This window comes from Afipia carboxidovorans OM5 (genome assembly GCF_000218565.1).
Taxonomy (GTDB): domain Bacteria; phylum Pseudomonadota; class Alphaproteobacteria; order Rhizobiales; family Xanthobacteraceae; genus Afipia; species Afipia carboxidovorans.
Genome location: NC_015684.1, coordinates 178716 through 197166, shown reverse-complemented (window position 1 = coordinate 197166; position 18451 = coordinate 178716). Strand labels below are relative to the sequence as shown.

The 18451-nt window shown below is 63.9% G+C and carries 16 protein-coding genes; 12 read left to right on the top strand and 4 right to left on the bottom strand.

Going from position 1 to position 18451, the window contains the following annotated elements; translation table 11 throughout:
* Positions 1-24: 24 nt before the first annotated feature.
* Complete coding sequence (locus OCA5_RS00905) at positions 25-228, top strand: Trm112 family protein (RefSeq protein ID WP_012561525.1); 204 nt, start codon at positions 25-27, stop codon at positions 226-228.
* Positions 229-390: 162 nt separating this feature from the next.
* Here the strand turns inward: OCA5_RS00905 and OCA5_RS00900 are convergent, their stop codons facing one another.
* On the bottom strand, positions 391-1611 hold the full coding sequence (locus tag OCA5_RS00900; RefSeq protein WP_012561526.1) for a ubiquinone biosynthesis hydroxylase: 1221 nt from the start codon (positions 1609-1611) through the stop codon (positions 391-393).
* Between the two features lie 149 nt (positions 1612-1760).
* Here OCA5_RS00900 and tesB point away from each other — a divergent pair, with 149 nt between their 5' ends.
* The 7 genes from tesB (at position 1761) to OCA5_RS00865 (ending at position 10465) form a co-directional block, all read left to right on the top strand.
* Positions 1761-2648 (top strand): acyl-CoA thioesterase II, encoded by an 888-nt coding sequence (gene tesB, locus OCA5_RS00895; RefSeq protein WP_012561527.1) that lies wholly within the window; start codon positions 1761-1763, stop codon positions 2646-2648.
* 284 nt (positions 2649-2932) lie between these two features.
* Positions 2933-3271, top strand: a complete 339-nt coding sequence (locus OCA5_RS00890) for a P-II family nitrogen regulator (RefSeq protein WP_012561528.1) — start codon at positions 2933-2935, stop codon at positions 3269-3271.
* Between the two features lie 41 nt (positions 3272-3312).
* Positions 3313-4629: an ammonium transporter gene (locus tag OCA5_RS00885; protein ID WP_012561529.1), complete on the top strand. Its 1317-nt coding sequence runs from the start codon at positions 3313-3315 to the stop codon at positions 4627-4629.
* 268 nt (positions 4630-4897) lie between these two features.
* Positions 4898-6130 carry an aminotransferase class I/II-fold pyridoxal phosphate-dependent enzyme gene (locus OCA5_RS00880; protein ID WP_041559626.1) on the top strand — a complete coding sequence of 411 codons (1233 nt, stop codon included), beginning with the start codon at positions 4898-4900 and terminating at the stop codon, positions 6128-6130.
* An 8-nt stretch (positions 6131-6138) separates the two neighbouring features.
* Positions 6139-8595: a DNA translocase FtsK gene (locus OCA5_RS00875; protein ID WP_012561532.1), complete on the top strand. Its 2457-nt coding sequence runs from the start codon at positions 6139-6141 to the stop codon at positions 8593-8595.
* 142 nt (positions 8596-8737) lie between these two features.
* The gene (locus OCA5_RS00870) at positions 8738-9568 is read left to right on the top strand and encodes an outer membrane lipoprotein carrier protein LolA (protein WP_012561533.1); all 831 of its coding nucleotides are present in this window, start codon (positions 8738-8740) and stop codon (positions 9566-9568) included.
* Positions 9569-9649: 81 nt separating this feature from the next.
* The gene (locus OCA5_RS00865; protein WP_012561534.1) at positions 9650-10465 is read left to right on the top strand and encodes an exodeoxyribonuclease III; all 816 of its coding nucleotides are present in this window, start codon (positions 9650-9652) and stop codon (positions 10463-10465) included.
* Between the two features lie 188 nt (positions 10466-10653).
* Here OCA5_RS00865 and OCA5_RS00860 read toward each other — a convergent pair whose 3' ends face one another.
* Both OCA5_RS00860 and OCA5_RS00855 read right to left on the bottom strand, forming a co-directional pair.
* Complete coding sequence (locus OCA5_RS00860; RefSeq protein ID WP_012561535.1) at positions 10654-11094, bottom strand: cyclic nucleotide-binding domain-containing protein; 441 nt, start codon at positions 11092-11094, stop codon at positions 10654-10656.
* 66 nt (positions 11095-11160) lie between these two features.
* Complete coding sequence (locus OCA5_RS00855) at positions 11161-11847, bottom strand: response regulator transcription factor (protein WP_012561536.1); 687 nt, start codon at positions 11845-11847, stop codon at positions 11161-11163.
* 121 nt (positions 11848-11968) lie between these two features.
* On the opposite strand from OCA5_RS00855, the gene OCA5_RS00850 reads away from it, so the two are divergent.
* Positions 11969-12538, top strand: a complete 570-nt coding sequence (locus OCA5_RS00850) for a L,D-transpeptidase family protein (protein WP_013912725.1) — start codon at positions 11969-11971, stop codon at positions 12536-12538.
* Positions 12539-12635: 97 nt separating this feature from the next.
* On the opposite strand, the gene OCA5_RS00845 is transcribed toward OCA5_RS00850, so the two are convergent.
* A complete protein-coding gene (locus OCA5_RS00845; protein ID WP_012561538.1) occupies positions 12636-13325 on the bottom strand; it encodes a YggS family pyridoxal phosphate-dependent enzyme in 690 nt (229 codons plus the stop codon).
* Between the two features lie 132 nt (positions 13326-13457).
* Between OCA5_RS00845 and OCA5_RS00840 the strand changes: the two genes are divergently transcribed.
* The 3 genes from OCA5_RS00840 (at position 13458) to lptE (ending at position 18448) form a co-directional block, all read left to right on the top strand.
* On the top strand, positions 13458-15152 hold the full coding sequence (locus OCA5_RS00840) for a diguanylate cyclase domain-containing protein (RefSeq protein WP_012561539.1): 1695 nt from the start codon (positions 13458-13460) through the stop codon (positions 15150-15152).
* Between the two features lie 115 nt (positions 15153-15267).
* Positions 15268-17907, top strand: a complete 2640-nt coding sequence (leuS, locus tag OCA5_RS00835; RefSeq protein WP_012561540.1) for a leucine--tRNA ligase — start codon at positions 15268-15270, stop codon at positions 17905-17907.
* Positions 17894-18448, top strand: a complete 555-nt coding sequence (gene lptE, locus OCA5_RS00830; protein WP_012561541.1) for an LPS assembly lipoprotein LptE — start codon at positions 17894-17896, stop codon at positions 18446-18448. Before leuS ends, lptE begins: the two co-directional genes overlap by 14 nt.
* The last annotated feature ends 3 nt before the right edge of the window (positions 18449-18451 follow it).

Sequence of the window (18451 nt, the reverse complement as noted above, 5' to 3'; positions counted from 1 at the left end):
GTTTGACCCGATGCGATGGTTCCGATGACGACGAACATTCCGCCCGCGAGCGACTCCGACCCGGTCGACTCCAAATTGCTGGAGATTCTGGTGTGCCCGGTGACCAAGGGCGTGCTGGAATACAATGCCGAACGGCAGGAGCTGATTTCACGCAGCGCCAAGCTTGCTTATCCGATCCGCGACGGCATTCCGATCATGCTGCCGGAAGAAGCGCGGAAGCTGGATTAGTTTCGTCATTGCGATGAGTACTTGCGACAATCCCTGTCGTCATGCCGGGCATCCACGTCTTAAAAATTTCAGCCGAAAGAAGGACGTGGATGGCCGGGTCAAGCCCGGCCATGACGGAGGATAGAATGTCATCGCACCTGCTCTTCGCAATGACAACCGAAGCTACAACGCCTCTCCGCGCAGCAGCCGCGGCACGTCGCCGGTGAGGCCCGCTGCCTGGCGGATGAACGCGCCCTTCAGCGGCGGCAGGCGATCGACCAGACCGAGCCCGATATCGCGGACCGCGCGCAGCGGTGTGAAGTCGTTCGAGAACAGCCCGTTCAGCACGTTGGTCGCAACACCCATTGCCATGGTGTCGAACCGTCGCCAGCGCTGATAGCGCTCAAGCACATCGGCCGCGCCGAAGTCGGTACCGAGCCGCGCGGCCTCGACCACGACTTCCGCCAACGCCGCGACATCCTTGAGACCGAGGTTCAGCCCCTGCCCCGCGATCGGGTGAATGACGTGCGCGGCATCGCCGACAAGCGCCACGCGATCCGCGATGAAGGAGCGCGCCACGAAATAGCGAAGCGGGAACGTCCGTGGCTTGTCGAGAACTTCCAGTTCGCCGAGATGCAAACCGAAGCGTGTTTCGAGCTCGGTCTTGAACGCCTCGCTCTCGAGCGCGATGAGGCGCGCGGCTTCCTCCGGCCGCTCGGTCCACACCAGCGAGGAGCGCCGTCCGGTGAGCGGCAGGATCGCGAACGGACCCGCGGGAAGAAAATGTTCGTCGGCGCGGCCTTCGTGATCGCGCTCATGACCGACCGTGACCACGATCGCTGATTGATTGTAATCCCAGCCATGGGTTGCGATGCCTGCGCGCTCGCGAATTTTCGAGCGCGCGCCATCGGCCGCCGCGAGCAATTGCGCGGCGATCACATCGCCACCGCCGAGCGCCACGTCAATGCCGCCGTCGCGCGCCTCGTAGGCCGTGACCGCATCGTTGCGCAACTCGATGCCGTTTGCTTTGGCGTGGCTCGTCAGCGCATCGATCAGATGATGGTTCTCCACCATGTGCGCGAACGGCTCGCCGGCCGCGACCTCGCCCGCGAAGGTGAGAAAGGCGGGACGCGTCGCGTCCTGCAATTTCGAATCAGTGATGACCATGTCGAGGATCGGCTGCGCGCGCGGCGCGACATCGGCCCACACGCCAAGCGCCTCGAACAGTCTGCGGCAGGCCGCAACGATGGCGGAGGCGCGCTGATCGCGGCTCGGCCCCTTGTCGAATGCGGGATCTGCGACGATCACCGGAACGTCCGCGCCGAGCCCCTGACGCAGCGCCAGCGCGAGCGCGAGCCCCGCCATGCCGCCGCCGCCGATCACGATGCCTTGTGATTTCGCCATCGCCCCTGCACACTCCAACCAATTGCCGTCACGACAACGCGCGAGATCGCTTGCGGAGCCCGGCCTCGCGCGTTTTATAACGTCCCGCGCTGCTTAACGGAACCACCCTTGCGGACCGGCCGCCGCGACGGGCTGCGGAAAGGGACGATATGACGCCTTCTTTCTCCAACCTTCTGTCCATTCTCGATATCGAATCGCTGGGTGACGACATCTTCCGCGGCCTGAGCCCGGCGAGCGGCTGGACCCGGGTGTTCGGTGGGCAGGTGGTCGGGCAGGCGCTGGTTGCTGCATGCCGTACGGTCGAGAATCGCCTGCCGCATTCGCTGCACGCTTATTTCATCCTGCCGGGCGACCCGAGCATTCCGATTATCTACGAAGTGGTACGGCTGCGCGACGGCGGCAGCTTCACGACGCGGCGCGTCAGCGCGATGCAGAAAGGCGCTGCGATCTTTTCAATGATCGCCTCGTTTCACGTTCAGGAAGACAGCATCTTCGACCATCAGGCCACGATGCCCGACGTGCCGCCACCCGACAAAGTGAAGCGACTCGATCTCGCCGAGACCATAGGCGAGAAGATGCGCAGCGAAATGCCGAACTTCATCCGCCGTTTCTTCGAGGCCGATATGCCGTTCGAGATGCGGCCCACGGATCTGTCGCGCTATGTCGGCAAGAAAGTCACCGACGGGCGCGTGCACATCTGGCTCAAGGCCGCGCGGGCGCTGCCAGACGATCCGGCGCTGCATCAATGCGCGCTCGCCTTCGCCTCCGACTTCTCGCTGCTCGATGCCGCGCTCGCACGCTACGGCCGCACGGTGTTCGAGAACAGCATCAGCGCCGCGAGCCTCGACCACGCGCTGTGGTTTCACCGCCCGTTCCGCGCCGACGAGTGGCTGCTCTACACCCAGGACAGCCCGAACACCCATGACGGCCTCGGCTTCTCCCGCGGCTTGATCTTCCGCGCCGACGGCACGCTGGTGGCCTCGGTCGCTCAGGAAGGCTCGATCCGGGTCCGTCGGACGAAGCCGTCAGCGGTCTGAGCGCGCGATCCCGCAAACCACTCTGCGCATCTTTCCAGCAAGTTTTATGACTGCCTAATTTATAGGCGGCCCTGTCGCCGCTTTGAGCGGCAGCGTCTGGCCAGTTACCTGCCTGCCTCTGGGTACGCCTGAATCATATTTCCTATCAAATAGATAGCAGCCGCGCTCCCACTGGCACGGCTTTTGATTTGTCTGTTCCGGCGGGTGCCCGCGGCGTGTCCTTCTCCGCATGGCGATCCCGAAACGGCCAAGCCCGGCATCCGGGCCAAGCGGGGAACAGACGCATGAAGATCGTGATGGCTGTCATCAAGCCGTTCAAACTGGAGGAGGTTCGTGACGCGCTGACCGCGGTCGGCGTGCACGGCCTCACGGTAACTGAGGTCAAGGGCTATGGCCGCCAGAAGGGTCATACCGAGATCTATCGCGGCGCCGAATATGCCGTGAGCTTCCTGCCCAAAATCAAACTCGAGATCGCGGTCGCCGACGCCGACGTCACGCGCGCGATCGAGGCGATCTGCACCGCGGCCAGAACCGGCCAGATCGGCGACGGCAAGATTTTCGTCAGCGACATCGAGCACGCCGTGCGCATCCGCACCGGCGAGACCGACGACGCGGCCATCTGATGCAGCAACCCCATTCCCTTTTTCACTCAGGAGTTCAAACCATGACGTTCTCGTCTGCCTCTCGCGCGGGATGGCTCGCTTTCGCGGCCATCGTGCTTTCAAGCGGCGCGGCGCTCGCCCAGGCCGCAGGCACGCCCCCCGTTGCCGACAAGGGCGACACCGCCTGGATGATGGTCTCGACGGTTCTCGTGCTGTTGATGATCGTGCCCGGCCTTGCACTGTTCTATGGCGGCCTGATCCGCACCAAGAACATGCTCTCCGTGCTTACGCAGGTTCTCGCCGTCGCCTGCATCTCGATGCTGCTGTGGGTGATCTATGGCTATAGCCTCACCTTCACCGGCGGCTCTGCGGTGCTTGGCGATTTCTCCAAGGCATTTCTTCTCGGCGTCACAAAGGACACCGTGAATGACGGCGGCACGATTCCCGAGTACGTATTCTTCGCCTTCCAGATGACATTCGCGGCAATCACGCCAACGCTTGCGATTGGCGCATTTGTCGAGCGCGTGAAGTTCTCCGCAGTGCTTCTGTTCGCGCTGTTGTGGATCACGCTTGTCTATTATCCGCTGGCGCACATGGTGTGGCAGTCCGACGGCTATCTATTCAAGCTCGGCGCGCTTGATTTCGCGGGCGGTACGGTGGTGCACATCAATGCCGGTATCGCAGGCCTTGTCGGTGCGCTGATCGCAGGCAAGCGCGTTGGCTATGGCCGCGAGATCATGGCGCCGCATGCGTTGACGCTGACCTTCACCGGCGCGGCGCTGCTGTGGGTCGGCTGGTTCGGCTTCAACGCAGGCTCGGCACTTGCCGCAAACGGCGTCGCGGCACTGGCGCTCGTCAACACCTTGCTGGCCACCGCCGCTGCGGCGCTCGGCTGGATGCTGGTCGAGTGGGCGGTGAAGGGCAAGCCGTCACTGCTCGGCACCGTCTCCGGCGTCATCGCCGGCCTTGTCGCGATCACACCGGCGGCCGGGCTTGTTGGCCCGATCGGCGGCATCGTGCTCGGCGTCGTCGGCGGCGTTGTGTCGTTCTTCTTCTGCACCACGGTGAAGAATGCGCTCGGCTACGACGACAGCGCCGACGTGTTCGGTGTCCATGGCGTAGCCGGCATCGTCGGGTCGATCGGCACCGGCATCTTCGTCAGCACCTCGCTCGGCGGCGTTGGTGTCGAGAACTACGACATGGCCGCCCAGCTCTGGACCCAGTGCGTCGCGGTTGCGATTGCGGTGGTGTGGTGCGGCGTGATCTCGGCCTGCATCTTCAAGGTGCTCGACCTGACGATCGGATTGCGGGTCGCGGTCGATGCCGAGCGCGAAGGCCTCGACATCACCGACCACGGCGAACGCGCCTACAACATGTGAACGCGGACGGAACCTCCGGTCGGGGCGCGTTCCCGGCACGCCCCGGCCACGAAAGGGCTCCGGCACATGCCGGAGCCCTTTTTCGTGAGCGACGAGGTCTTTGGCGACAAGCGCCACAGGGTGCGCACCGCACCCGGCCGCCTTGGCGAAAATCGATGGCAGGTCCGATGGTTAATCGCGTCTTAACCTCGCCACCGCTATGGTGGAGCAATCTTTTCCGCATCTGCCGGTGATGACCGACCCGATTGAAAGTGCTGGGCTTTTTGTAATGGTTGCCTCCGATCCGTCCCGCCCGGAGACCGCTGCCGCGCCCGCGGCCAGCGAACGCTCTCCGTTTGCGCGGCTGACGGAGTTGCTCGCGCCCTTTGAGCCGGGGCAAAAGCTCATCAATCTCTCGCTCGGCGAGCCGCAGCATCCGATGCCGCCCTTCCTCGGCGAGGTGCTTGCAAAAAATCTCGGCGATTTTAACCGCTATCCGCCCTCGAACGGCATTCCGGCGTTGCGTGCCGCGGTCTCCGTCTGGCTGTCGCGGCGCTACACCCTGCCGCGCGCGCTCGATCCGGAAAGCGAAGTGCTGGTGCTGAACGGCAGTCGCGAGGGACTGTTTCACGCCGCGATTGCAGCGGCCGCCTTCGTCGGCCCGCGCCGCGGCGCGCCCGCGATCCTGATGCCGAACCCGTTCTATCCGGCCTATGCCGCGGCGGCGCGCGGGGCAAACTGCGAGGCCGTGTTCCTGCCCGCGACCCGCGAAACAGGTTTCCTGCCCGATCTCGACGCGCTCGACGAGGCGCTGCTGGCGCGCACGGTCGCGATTTATATCGCCTCGCCCGCGAACCCGCAGGGCTCGGTCGCAACACCCGCTTATTTCGCGCGGCTCAGCGAACTCGCGACCCGCTACGGCTTCATGGTGCTGAGCGACGAGTGCTATTCCGAAATCTACACACAAACGCCGCCCGGCAGCATTCTGGAAAACTCAGGCCCCGACTTCAAAAATGTCGTGGCCTTCCAGTCGCTCTCCAAACGCTCGAACCTGCCCGGTCTGCGCGTCGGTTTCGTTGCCGGCGATCGCGCCTTCATTCGCCGCTTCCATGAGTGGCGCAACGTCGCCGCGCCGCAAGTGCCGATGCCGCTGCAGCATGTCGGCGCCGCCGCCTATCAGGACGAAGCGCATGTCGAGGTGAGCCGCGACCTCTACCGGCAGAAATTCGATGCCGCCGACATCGTGCTCGGCAACCGCTTCAATTATCGCCGCCCGGCCGGCGGCTTCTGCGTGTGGCTCGACGTCTCCGCCTATGGCGGCGACGAAGCCGCGACCATCAAGCTTTTCCGGGAGGGGGGCGTGCGGGTGTTGCCCGGCAGCTACCTCGCCCGTACCGGCTCCGACGGCCTAAATCCCGGCGCGGGTTACATCCGCGTCGCATTGGTGCAGGCCGCCGACACCACCACGGAAGCGCTCCGGCGCATGGTGGACGTCCTCAACGATCACGAAGCGCGGGGTTGAGACGCAGCATGTCGATTGAACGCGTCGTTCCTCTGGTCGGACAGCTCTCCGACCCTATCCGCGAGATGCTGATGCGGCGTCTGCGCGAATTGATCGGTCTTGCGATCATCATCTTCGCCGGCGCTGCCGCTGCTGCGCTGATGACATGGTCGGTGCAGGACCCGAGCTTGAGTCACGCGACCTCCGGTCCGATCCGCAATCTGCTCGGCTGGCCGGGTGCGATCGGCTCCGATCTTCTGATGCAGATCCTCGGCCTCGGCACCATCATGCTGATCCTGCCCGTCGCGGTGTGGGGCTGGCGGCTGCTCACCCACCGGCCGTTCGACCGCGAGGCGATGCGGCTCGGTTGCTGGATTTTGTGCGCGGTGCTGGCGTCCGGTTTCGCAAGCTGCTGGCCGCACAGCCTGGCGTGGCCACTGCCAACTGGGCTCGGCGGCGTGGTCGGTGATGCCATCGTGCGCGTGCCGGCCGTGGTGTTCGGCCCGCCCGGCCTGTTGTATCGCCTCGGGCTCGGACTTCTCCTCGGCATCGGCGTTGTCGTGACTTGTGCATTCGCCGGCGGCTACGGCGCACGCGAGGCCGATCCGGATGACGAGATCGCCGCGATCGATGACGACGAGGAAGCATTCGAGGAAGACACCTCGCCGGGTCTGCTCTCACTGGGCTTCCTGATGCACGCCGCGATCAGCACCAAGGCGCGGATCGGCCGGGCATTGCGCGCGCTGTTCGCGCTCGCGGTCGGCCGCAACGAGTCACGCCGCGCAGCCTTCGAGCGTACCGAGCCCACGCTGCATGGCCGCAGCCCCTCGCTGGTGCCGCAGGACGAAGACGAAGAGCTCTACGACGAGGAGAGTGAGGAAGAGGAAGACGAGGACGAGGAGGAAGACGAAGAGGAAGAGCGCGCGCCCGCGCGTCGCAAGCGCGCCGCCAAGCCATCCTCGCGCAAATCCACCACCTTCGTCATGCCGCCGATCTCGGTGCTTGCCACGCCGAAAGCTTCCGACCGTCACACGCTCAGCAAGGACGAGCTCGAGGAGAATTCCCGCTCGCTGGAAGGCGTACTGCAGGACTTCGGCGTGCGCGGCGAGATCGTGAAGGCGAACCCCGGTCCGGTGGTGACGCTCTACGAACTCGAGCCCGCGCCCGGCATCAAATCCTCACGCGTGATTGGTCTCTCCGACGACATCGCCCGTTCGATGAGCGCGATCTCCGCGCGCGTCGCGGTGGTTGCCGGGCGCAACGCCATCGGCATCGAACTGCCGAACGCCAAGCGCGAGAAGGTTTATCTGCGCGAGTTGCTGACCGCGAAGGAAGCCACCGAGAGCAATGCCAAGCTGCCGCTCTGCCTCGGCAAAACCATCGGCGGCGATCCGGTCATCATCGACCTCGCACGCACGCCGCATATGCTGATTGCGGGCACCACCGGCTCGGGCAAGTCGGTCGCGATCAACACCATGATCCTGTCGCTGCTGTATCGGCTGCGGCCCGATCAATGCCGCCTCATCATGGTCGATCCGAAGATGCTCGAACTTTCCGTCTATGACGGCATTCCGCATCTGCTGACGCCGGTCGTGACCGATCCGAAGAAGGCCGTGGTCGCGCTGAAGTGGGCGGTGCGCGAGATGGAGCAGCGCTACAAGAACATGGCGAAGCTCGGCGTGCGCAACATCGACGGTTACAACGCGCGGGTTGCCGAAGCGAAAGCAAAGGGCGAGGAGCTCACGCGTACGGTCCACACCGGTTTCGACAAGGAAACCGGCAAGGCGATCTACGAGGAAGAGAAACTCGAACTCGAGCCGCTGCCCTACATCGTCATCATCGTCGACGAGATGGCCGACCTGATGATGGTCGCAGGCAAGGACATTGAAGGCGCGGTGCAGCGTCTCGCGCAGATGGCGCGCGCCGCCGGCCTGCACGTGATCCTCGCGACGCAGCGTCCGTCGGTTGACGTCATCACCGGCACCATCAAGGCGAACTTCCCGACCCGCATCTCCTTCCAGGTGACCTCGAAGATCGACAGCCGCACCATTCTCGGCGAGATGGGCGCCGAACAACTGCTCGGCCAGGGCGATATGCTCTACATGGCGGGCGGCGGTCGCATCAGCCGCGTGCACGGCCCGTTCGTGTCCGACGAGGAAGTGGAAAAGATCGTGCGTCACCTGAAGACGCAAGGCTCGCCGGAATATCTCGAAGCGGTCACCGCGGAAGAGGAAACCGACGAGGACGGCAACGCCGTGTTCGACAACACGAGCATGGGCGGCGGCGAGGGCGACCTGCTCGCGCAGGCGATCGCGATCGTCAAACGTGATCGCAAGGCCTCGACGAGCTACATCCAGCGCCGGCTGCAGATCGGCTACAACAAGGCCGCGACGCTGATGGAGCGCATGGAAGAAGCGGGCATCGTCGGGCAGGCAAACCACGCCGGAAAACGCGAAATTCTGGTCCCGGAGGAGGAGGGCTTTTGAGCACGCCGTCTCCAAAGATCACGCAGCGGATCGGACAACGAGCCACAAAATGGGTCGCGAAAACGCCATCACTGGCCGCTAGACTCGTCTCATCGTCTTTCAACGCCCGGCAGGACCTTCCTTGAACCGTCGAAACCGCCCCATGTCTCTCGCCCGCAAAACCCTGCCGCGTCTTGCCCTTGCCGCCGTCATCGCGGCAGCGGCGTTTGCCGAGGCGGAAGCCGTGCCGCTGCCGCGCCCGGCACCGAAGGCGCGCGACATGCAGGTCGCGACCTCCGAGCCTGCCCCCGCCCCCGCGCCGGCTGCACCCTCCGCCAGCAGCACACCGCGGCAGCGGGTTGCCGAACCTGCTCCGAATCCGATTCTGCCGGCACTGAAAAAGCTGTTCGGCAACGACAGTGCCGCGCCGCGCGTGCAGGCGTTCGATGCAAACCAGCGCGCGCTCGCCGCCAAGGTCAGCGCCTATCTATCGTCGGTGCAGAATCTCTCGGGAAATTTCGTGCAGGTCGGCCCCGATGGCAGCCGCACCACCGGCACCTTCTACATGCTCAAGCCCGGCAAGATCCGCTTCGAGTATGACGATCCTTCGCCGATCGCGCTCGTTGCCGACGGCACCAGCGTAATCGTGCGCGACCGTCGCCTGGCGACGCAGGACGTCTATCCGCTGTCGCAGACGCCGCTGCGCTATCTGCTCGCCTCACACATCGATCTATTGAAGGACACCAACGTCACCGGCATCAGCGCCGACGATCTCTACATCAGCATCACCATCGAGGAGAAGCAGGCGGTCACCGGCACCAGCCGGCTGACGCTGATGGTGGGCGCGAAAGACGACAAGCTGAAGCAGTGGACCGTCACCGACCCGCAGGGCTATGACACCACGGTTGCGGTCTACAACCTCGACGCGTCGAAGAAGCCAGATCCGAGCCTGTTCAAGATCGACTACACCACCTATCAGGGCGGTTCGAACTGAGGTTATCCACGCAACCGGCGCGCGCTTTAGACATCGCCGCCGTCCTGTGCGATAAGGCGCGCGCACAAACCTCCGCGTCTCATGCCCTTCACCATCGCCACCTGGAATATCAATTCCGTTCGCCTGCGCATCGATCTCGTCGCCAAGTTTTTGAAAAACCGGCGGCCCGACGTGCTGTGCCTGCAGGAGACGAAATGCATCGACGACGTTTTTCCGCTGAAGCGCTTTCAGCGGCTCGGCTATGAGCACATCGCGCTGAACGGTCAGAAGGGCTATCACGGCGTCGCCATCGTCTCGAAGCGGCCGTTCCTTTCAAAAGACATCCGCATGTTCTGCGGCAAGGTCGATTCACGCCACATCTCGGTTGCGTTCGGCGAAAGTGCAGGCCTTGCTGCACCGCTGGTGCTGCACAATTTCTACGTCCCCGCCGGCGGCGACATTCCCGATCCGGCGCTCAATCCGAAGTTCGAGCACAAGCTCTCCTTCCTCGACGAGATGCGCGACTGCACGCCGCTACATGCGGAGGATGGCGCGAACCATATTCTGGTTGGTGACCTCAATGTCGCGCCGCACGAGCACGACGTGTGGTCGCATCGCCAGCTTCTTAATGTCGTTTCACACACGCCGGTCGAATGCGAGAAACTGCTCGCCGTGCAGGCGCAAGGCGGCTGGATCGACGTCGCGCGCCAGCGCATTCCGATGGACGAGAAAGTCTATACCTGGTGGAGCTATCGCGCCGCCGACTGGACCGTGGGCAATCGCGGCCGCCGGCTCGATCACATCTGGGTTTCACCCGCGCTTGGCGACAAGGTGCGTGACTTCCGGATTTTGCGTGACGCGCGAAGCTGGGAGCGGCCCTCCGACCATGTGCCGGTGACGGCGGTGCTGGATATCTGAAAGCCACTTTAATTTAGACGAACCAACTACTCGTCATGCCCGGCTTTATGCCGGGCATCCACGTCTTGGGAATTTCAGTACAGAAAAAAGACGTAGATAGCCGGGACATCAGGGCGTTCACGCCCGTCTTCGACGGGCTATGCCCGGCCATGACGGATCAGATAATTCGGCGCGGCCGTCGAAACCAATCACACCAGCTTCGACGTCAGCCGCGCAATCGCGCTTGTCGTTGCATTGGTGCGTGCGGCGAGATCGTCGCGAATACGACGCGCGGCTTCGGGGTGGCTTTCCAGCACGCGCTGATAGAGCGTGCGCGACACCCGCACCACGGTCGAATGCTCAAGCGCAGTCGCGGTTGCGGGGCGGCGCATGTCGAGGATCAACGCAAGCTCGCCGATCAGCTCGCCCGCACCCGCCACCATTTCAGGCCCGCCCTCGGCGGCGATGCGGAACGAGCCGCGCTGGACCACATAGCCGGCATCGGCAATATCGTTCTGGTGGAACAAGACATCGCCATGGCCGTAATCGCGCTGCTCCGCGCCGATCGCAAGCACCTGCAGCGCGGCCATGCCGAGCAGGTTCAGCGCCGGCACGCGGGCTAGCAGAGCGATATCGTCTTCAATCGACATAAGAACCTGAGCTGGGAACGCGACGCGGGACCATGAGATGAGTCTCGCATCATGCTATGCCACAGATCAGGGGACAAGTTTGTAGCCGCCCGACTCTGTCACCAGAATTTCGGGATTGGCGGCGTCTTCCTCGATCTTCTGGCGAAGCCGGTAGATATGGGTTTCCAGCGTGTGCGTGGTGACGCCGGAATTGTAACCCCACACTTCCTGCAGCAGCGTTTCGCGCGTCACCGCCTGCTGGCCCGCACGATAGAGGAAGCGCAGGATCGCAGTTTCCTTTTCGGTGAGCCGCACCTTCTTGCTGTTCGCGCCGGTGAGCATCTTCGAGCCGGGGCGGAAGCTGTAAGGCCCGACCGAGAACACCGCATCCTCGCTCGCCTCGTACTGACGCAGCTGCGCGCGGATTCGCGCGAGCAGCACGGCGAAGCGGAACGGCTTTGCGACATAATCGTTCGCACCCGACTCCAACCCGAGGATGGTGTCGGATTCACCATCGTGCCCGGTAAGCATAATGATCGGCGCCTTGAAGCCGCTCTTGCGCAGGCCGCGCACCACCTCGCGGCCGTCGGTGTCGGGCAGGCCGACATCCATCAACACGAGGTCGGGCGAGTCGGTTTTCGCGGCAAGCGCACCCTTGGCGCCGGTGTCGGCGGCGCTCGGCTCGAACTCTTCATGCAGGGCGAGTTGCTCCATCAGCGCCTCGCGCAGATCGCTATCATCATCCACGATCAGAATCTTGCGAGCGGTGGGCATGCATCGAATCCTTTGAGGGTCATGAAAATAAGAAACTCGACCAAAGACGCTGAACCGGGGCAAAACAATGTCCGGATAGCACCTTGCTTTGCCGGCGCAAGATAGGAGTTCGGCGTATTCCATGAGAAGCCGAGCTAATACATATACTTACCGTCCCCGCCCGGGAAACGCGCCGGTGCGGCTCATTATCATACGGCCAGCAGCGGGCAATCGCCGGCGCGGCTGGCTCATGCTGGAGGGGATTGCGATTCCCGTGGCCCTCGGCCGCGGGGGTATTTTAGCCGACAAGCGCGAGGGCGACGGCGGCACCCCGCGCGGCACCTTTCACCCGATGCGGTTGTGGTGGCGGGGCGACCGCCACGTGCGGCCACGGACGGCGCTGCCGACCCGCCGCATCACCGCTACGGACGCCTGGTCGGAAGACCCCACCGATCGCCGCTACAACCAGCCGACCCGCATTGCCGATGGCGAACCCGGTGACCGGCTGATGCGGCAGGATCACCTCTACGATTTCATTATCGAGATCGACCACAACGCCCGCCCGCGCATTGCCGGTCGCGGCAGCGCCGTGTTCCTGCATCTAGCACGCGATAATTTCGGGCCGACCGCAGGCTGCGTCAGCATGACGAAACACGCAATGCTGCGGTTGCTGGCGCGGATCGGACCGCAGACAAGAATCGTGATTGGTTGAGCTGTCATTCCGGACAGTGCGCCACTTCAGGCGCGCTAATCCAGAATCTCGAGATGAAGCGCGAGATTCCGGGTTCGCTCGCGCCCCGGAATGACGCTCAGCGCTTTCCGAAAATCGCCGAGCCGACGCGGATATGCGTCGCACCGAACTGGATCGCGACCGCGAAGTCCGCACTCATGCCCATCGACAACAGCTTCAGGCCGTTGCGTTCGGCGATCTTCGCGGTCAACGCGAAATGCGGCGCGGGCGCTTCCTCCGCCGGCGGAATGCACATCAGCCCGGAAATCGTCAGGCCATAGCGCTCGCGGCAGGCCGCAAGAAATGCATCGGCATCCTGCGGCGCGACGCCCGCCTTCTGCGGCTCCTCGCCGGTGTTGATCTGCGCGAACAGCAACGGGTGCCGGTCGCGGGATTTAATTTCCTTGCTTAACGCTTCGCAAAGGCTCGCGCGGTCCACCGAATGGATGGCGTCGAACAGCATCACAGCCTCGCGCGCCTTGTTGGACTGCAGCGGGCCGATCAGATGCAATTTAATATCCAGCGTCGCTTCTTTCAGCGGCGGCCACTTCGCTTTCGCTTCCTGCACGCGGTTTTCGCCGAATACGCGCTGGCCCGCGGCGATGACGGGTGAAATCGCATCCGCATCGAAGGTTTTCGACACCGCGATCAGTTCCACCGAGCCACGGTCGCGACCTGCGTCCGCGCAGGCGCGCGCGATCTCGCGCTCGACCTCCCGAAATCCTTCCACACAATCCGGCCCGTTTGCCGATGCGTTACTGTCGGTCATTGCTTCCCATCATCGGACGTCACAGCCCGCAAACCCTGCGATCGCGACAAATTACATCAAACTTTATCGGGTTGGAGAAACTCTTCTTGATTCCTTTCCCCTAGGGTCCGGTGCCAGGGGCGGGAAATACCAATGTCGATTACCAGTTTCGTCGGCGATACGTCAAAGTTAAAGGCGCTTGTCGGCATTCGTGCGCGCCTGATCCTGCTCGGACTCATTCTTGTCGTGCCGATGATGCTCGACCGCGTGCGCCTGCTTGAGGAAAGCCGCAAGCAGCAGGTTATCGTTGCCGACAACGAGCTGACCGAACTCGCGCGGCACACCGCCGCGACACAGCGCGAAACCATTCTCACCGTGCAGGCGGTGTTGAAATCCTCCGCCCTTCTGTATGGCTCGGCCAGCACAGCCGCGCAGGGCTGCACCGCGATGCGCGCCGGCATGCGTTACGACCTGCCGTGGATTCGCAGCATCTCGGTGGTGAATAACGCAGGAACGGTTACCTGCTCGACAGCGGAAAGCATTGCAGGCCTCGACCTCAGCGACCGCAGCTATATCTCCCGCGCAAAGAACGCGCGCGCCTTCGTCATCAGCGATTACGTCTTCAGCCGCGCCGCCAACCTTCCCACCCTGATGGCTGCGCTTCCCGCCGTCAGCACCGCAACGGGCGAACGTTCGGTGTTGATTGCCGCAATCGACCTGAAATGGATGTCCGAGCTGATGCGCCGCCGCAGCCAGCGGCCGGGGCTCTCGGCTCTGATGGTCGACGCCGATGGCGTGGTGCTTGCCACCTCGCGGCAACAGGACATGTCGCTGATCGGGCATCCGCTCAAGGAGCCGCGTTTGCTTGCCACGGTGAGCAATCATGAAATCGACACCGAGAAGGACTCCGGCTCGCTGCTGTTTCATTCCGAAGAAGGCCGCCGCCTCGATGTGACGTTCGCCCGCGTCGGCGGCACCTCCGCACGAATGATCGTGACGATCGACGAAGCGGAGATGCTGGGTGACATCGACCACAGCATCCGCACTGCTTATGCGCAACTCGGCTTGCTCGTGCTGTTTGCGCTGCTCGGCGGCTGGCTCGTCGGCGAGCGCCTCATCATACGTCCGATCAGCATCATCACCGATGTCGCCGAGCGCTTCGGCCATGGCGATCTGTCTGCGCCCGACTCCGATCTGCGGCTGCCGCCCGAATTCCAGCCGCTCGCGACCGCATTCGGCCGGATGGCGACGCAATTGCGCGAGCGTGAGCGCGAACTCGTCGCCACCAACGAACGCCTGCGGGTGATCGCCTCGGTCGACATGATCTCCGGCCTCGCCAACCGCCGCGGGCTGCAGAACCGCCTCGAATTCGAATGGCGCAAGGCCGAGCAGACCGGCGGGCCGGTGTCGCTCATCATGATCGACATCGATCACTTCAAGCTGTTCAACGATACCTATGGCCATCTCGAGGGCGACAGATGTCTGCGCCAGGTCGGCGAGGCGCTGGCCCGGATTGCGGGAGAGGTCTCGGGCTTCGCCGCGCGGTTTGGCGGTGAGGAGTTCTGCCTGCTGCTGCCCAAAACCGACGGCATTGCTGCGATGGAGATCGGCGAGCAGGTCCGCGCCGCGGTCGAGAGCCTCGAGATTCCGCACAGCATGAGCGCCTTCCAGGTCGTCACCATCAGCGCCGGCATGGCGGCGGTGGCGCCGGGCGAGGCCAGCTCGGTGCAGGAACTGATCGAGGCCGCCGATGCCGCGCTTTACGCAGCGAAGCACCGCGGCCGCAACACTGTGGCCGCCCATGCGCTGGTGCGCCGGGAGGGTTCAGGTTTTTCGCTCGCGAGCTGACGCCCGAAGGCCCGCCGGCACGCCAAAACCCGCCGCCCGAGGCGGTTTCCTCTACCGCCGAAACCCTCTATGAGATGGTCTGCTGATCCTTCCCGATGCAGGCTGCCTTATCCTTATGAGTACCGAACGCTACAACGCCCGCGAGGTCGAACCCCGCTGGCAGCAGATCTGGGACGAAAAAGGCGTTTTCGCCTCCCGCAACGACGATTCCCGGCCCAAATACTACGTCCTTGAGATGTTCCCCTATCCGTCCGGGCGCATCCACATGGGCCATGTCCGCAACTACACCATGGGCGACGTGGTCGCGCGCTACCGCCGCGCCAAGGGCCATAACGTGCTGCATCCGATGGGCTGGGATGCGTTTGGCATGCCGGCGGAAAACGCCGCGATGCAGAACAAGACCCATCCGGCGAAATGGACCTACGCCAACATCGCCGCGATGAAGAAGCAGCTCAAATCGATGGGGCTGTCGCTCGATTGGGCGCGCGAGATCGCGACCTGCGACCCAAGCTACTACAAGCATCAGCAACGGATGTTCCTCGACTTCCTGAAGGCAGGCCTCGTCGAGCGCAAGCAATCGAAAGTGAACTGGGACCCGGTCGATCAGACCGTGCTCGCCAACGAGCAGGTGATCGACGGCCGTGGCTGGCGCTCGGGCGCACTCGTCGAGCAGCGCGAACTGACGCAATGGTTCTTCAAGATCAGCGACTATTCCGAGGAGTTGCTCACGGCGCTCGATACGCTCGATCGCTGGCCGGAAAAAGTCCGGCTGATGCAGAAGAACTGGATCGGCCGCTCGGAAGGCCTTCTGGTGCGCTTCGCGCTCGATGCCGCAACCGCGCCCGCCGGCGAAAGCGAAGTCGAGGTTTTCACCACGCGTCCCGATACGCTGTTCGGCGCGAAGTTCGTGGCGCTGTCGCCCGACCATCCGCTCGCGGCAGAAGTCGCGAAAGCAAATCCCAAGCTTGAGGCTTTCATTGCCGAGTGCCACCGCCACGGCACCGCGCAGGCGGAGATCGACACCGCCGAAAAACTCGGCTTCGACACCGGGCTGCGTGCGCGGCATCCGTTCGATCCCGACTGGCTGCTGCCGGTCTACGTCGCGAATTTCGTGCTGATGGATTACGGCACCGGCGCGATCTTCGGGTGCCCCGCGCACGACCAGCGCGATCTCGACTTCGTCAACAAATACGGCCTCGGCAACACGCCCGTAGTCTGCCCCGAAGGACAGGACCCGAAAAGCTTCGTCATCACCGACACCGCCTATGACGGTGACGGCCGCATGATCAACTCGCGCTTCCTCGACGGCATGACCATCGCCGACGCAAAAGAAGACGTTGCGAAACGGCTGGAAACAGCAACGCTGCCGCGCGCGAATGGCGGGGGCAACGCACCTGTCGCCAAGCGTCAGGTGAACTATCGCCTGCGCGACTGGGGTATCTCGCGCCAGCGCTATTGGGGCTGCCCGATCCCGATCATCCATTGCGAAAGCTGCGGCATCGTGCCGGTACCGGTGAAGGATCTGCCGGTGAAGCTGCCGGACGATATCGAATTCGATCGCCCCGGCAATCCGCTCGACCGCCATCCGACATGGAAGCATGTCGCCTGCCCGCAATGCGGCGGCAAGGCGCGGCGCGAGACCGACACGATGGACACGTTCGTCGACTCGTCGTGGTACTTCGCGCGCTTCACCGACCCGTGGAACGAGAACGCGCCGACCACGCGCAAGGTGGTCGACGCGATGATGCCGGTCGATCAGTATATCGGCGGTATCGAGCACGCGATTTTGCATCTGTTGTATTCGCGCTTCTTCACCCGCGCCATGAAAGCGACCGGTCATGTCGGCTTCGACGAACCGTTCGCCGGCCTGTTCACGCAAGGCATGGTGGTCCACGAGACCTACAAAAACGCCGACGGAAGCTGGGCGGCGCCGAGCGAAATCAAGATCGAAGGTACGGGCGACGCCCGCCACGCCACCCTGATCGACACCGGCGCGCCGGTCGAGATCGGCTCGATCGAGAAGATGTCAAAGTCGAAGCGCAACACCATCGACCCCGACGACATCATCGGCACCTATGGTGCCGACACCGCGCGCTGGTTCATGCTCTCCGACTCGCCGCCCGACCGCGACGTGATCTGGAGCGAGGAAGGCGTGCAGGGCGCGAACCGTTTCGTGCAGCGCGTGTGGCGTCTCGTCAATCTCGCGGCCCCGCATCTGCCGAAAGACAGCGCCGCAGCGGGCACGAGCGCCGATACCAAACCGCTGCGCAGCACCGCCCACCGCACGCTCGCGGACGTGTCGCAGGCGATCGAGCGGCTGCGCTTCAATACCGCCATCGCCAAGCTTTATGCCTTCGTCGGCCCGCTCAACGAGGCGATCGACGATCCCCGGCTGAAGGCCGACCCCGCCTGGGCGGCCTCGGTGCGCGAGGCACTCGACATGCTGGTGCGGATGATCGCCCCGATGATGCCGCACCTCGCCGAACAGTGCTGGGAAGCGCTTGGCGGGCAGGGCCTCGTTTCCGAGGCGGCATGGCCGGAGGTCGACCCTGTCCTCCTTGTCGAGGACACCATCACGCTGCCGGTCCAGATCAACGGTAAGAAACGCGCCGATGTCACGGTCGGCCGAAATGCGCCGAATCCAGAAATTGAGGCTGCCGTTTTGGCGCTCGATGCGGTAAAAACCGCCCTTGCCGGGGCGACCCCCCGCAAGATCATCGTGGTTCCGCAAAGGATCGTGAATGTCGTGGTTTAACGCCCGCATCGCCGCGCGTCTGGCGGCCATCGGCGTCCTCGGGGCGCTGACCGCCGGCTGCTTCCAGCCGATGTATGCGGAGCACACCCCGAACGGCGGCCCCGGCCTGCGCCAGAAGCTGCAGCAGGTCGAGTTCGTCCCGCTCAACGTCAGTAACGGCTCGCGCGAGGCCCGGCTCGGGGTTGCGATCCGCAACGCCATGATGTTCGACGCCTATGGCAGCGCGGTCGGCCTGCCGCCGCTCTACAAGCTGACGCTGCGGCTCTCGACCCAGCGGCTCTCGATCATCGTCGACCCGACCACCGCGCGCCCCGATATCGAGAACTACGGCATCGACGCCTATTACGAGCTGCGCGAGATCGGCACCAACAAGCCGCTGGTGAACGGCACCGCGACTGCGCGCGTCTCCTTCGACAATCCCGGCCAGGAGCAACGCTTCGCGCGTGACCGCGGATTGCGCGACGCCGAGGACCGCGCCGCCAAGGAAATCGCCGACAAGATTTCCACCCGCCTCGCGTCCTTCTTCTTCTCCAATATGTAGCCC

Coding starts and splice junctions, on each gene's coding strand:
- OCA5_RS00855 (WP_012561536.1), bottom strand. CDS start 11,847: ATGCCCACCGCTCGCAAGATTCTGATCGTGGATGATGATAGCGATCTG.
- OCA5_RS00845 (WP_012561538.1), bottom strand. CDS start 13,325: ATGACCGACAGTAACGCATCGGCAAACGGGCCGGATTGTGTGGAAGGA.
- OCA5_RS00870 (WP_012561533.1), top strand. CDS start 8,738: ATGTCTCTCGCCCGCAAAACCCTGCCGCGTCTTGCCCTTGCCGCCGTC.
- tesB (WP_012561527.1), top strand. CDS start 1,761: ATGACGCCTTCTTTCTCCAACCTTCTGTCCATTCTCGATATCGAATCG.
- OCA5_RS00865 (WP_012561534.1), top strand. CDS start 9,650: ATGCCCTTCACCATCGCCACCTGGAATATCAATTCCGTTCGCCTGCGC.
- leuS (WP_012561540.1), top strand. CDS start 15,268: ATGAGTACCGAACGCTACAACGCCCGCGAGGTCGAACCCCGCTGGCAG.
- OCA5_RS00840 (WP_012561539.1), top strand. CDS start 13,458: ATGTCGATTACCAGTTTCGTCGGCGATACGTCAAAGTTAAAGGCGCTT.
- OCA5_RS00875 (WP_012561532.1), top strand. CDS start 6,139: ATGTCGATTGAACGCGTCGTTCCTCTGGTCGGACAGCTCTCCGACCCT.
- lptE (WP_012561541.1), top strand. CDS start 17,894: ATGTCGTGGTTTAACGCCCGCATCGCCGCGCGTCTGGCGGCCATCGGC.
- OCA5_RS00905 (WP_012561525.1), top strand. CDS start 25: ATGACGACGAACATTCCGCCCGCGAGCGACTCCGACCCGGTCGACTCC.
- OCA5_RS00890 (WP_012561528.1), top strand. CDS start 2,933: ATGAAGATCGTGATGGCTGTCATCAAGCCGTTCAAACTGGAGGAGGTT.
- OCA5_RS00850 (WP_013912725.1), top strand. CDS start 11,969: ATGAGAAGCCGAGCTAATACATATACTTACCGTCCCCGCCCGGGAAAC.
- OCA5_RS00900 (WP_012561526.1), bottom strand. CDS start 1,611: ATGGCGAAATCACAAGGCATCGTGATCGGCGGCGGCGGCATGGCGGGG.
- OCA5_RS00885 (WP_012561529.1), top strand. CDS start 3,313: ATGACGTTCTCGTCTGCCTCTCGCGCGGGATGGCTCGCTTTCGCGGCC.
- OCA5_RS00860 (WP_012561535.1), bottom strand. CDS start 11,094: ATGTCGATTGAAGACGATATCGCTCTGCTAGCCCGCGTGCCGGCGCTG.
- OCA5_RS00880 (WP_041559626.1), top strand. CDS start 4,898: ATGGTTGCCTCCGATCCGTCCCGCCCGGAGACCGCTGCCGCGCCCGCG.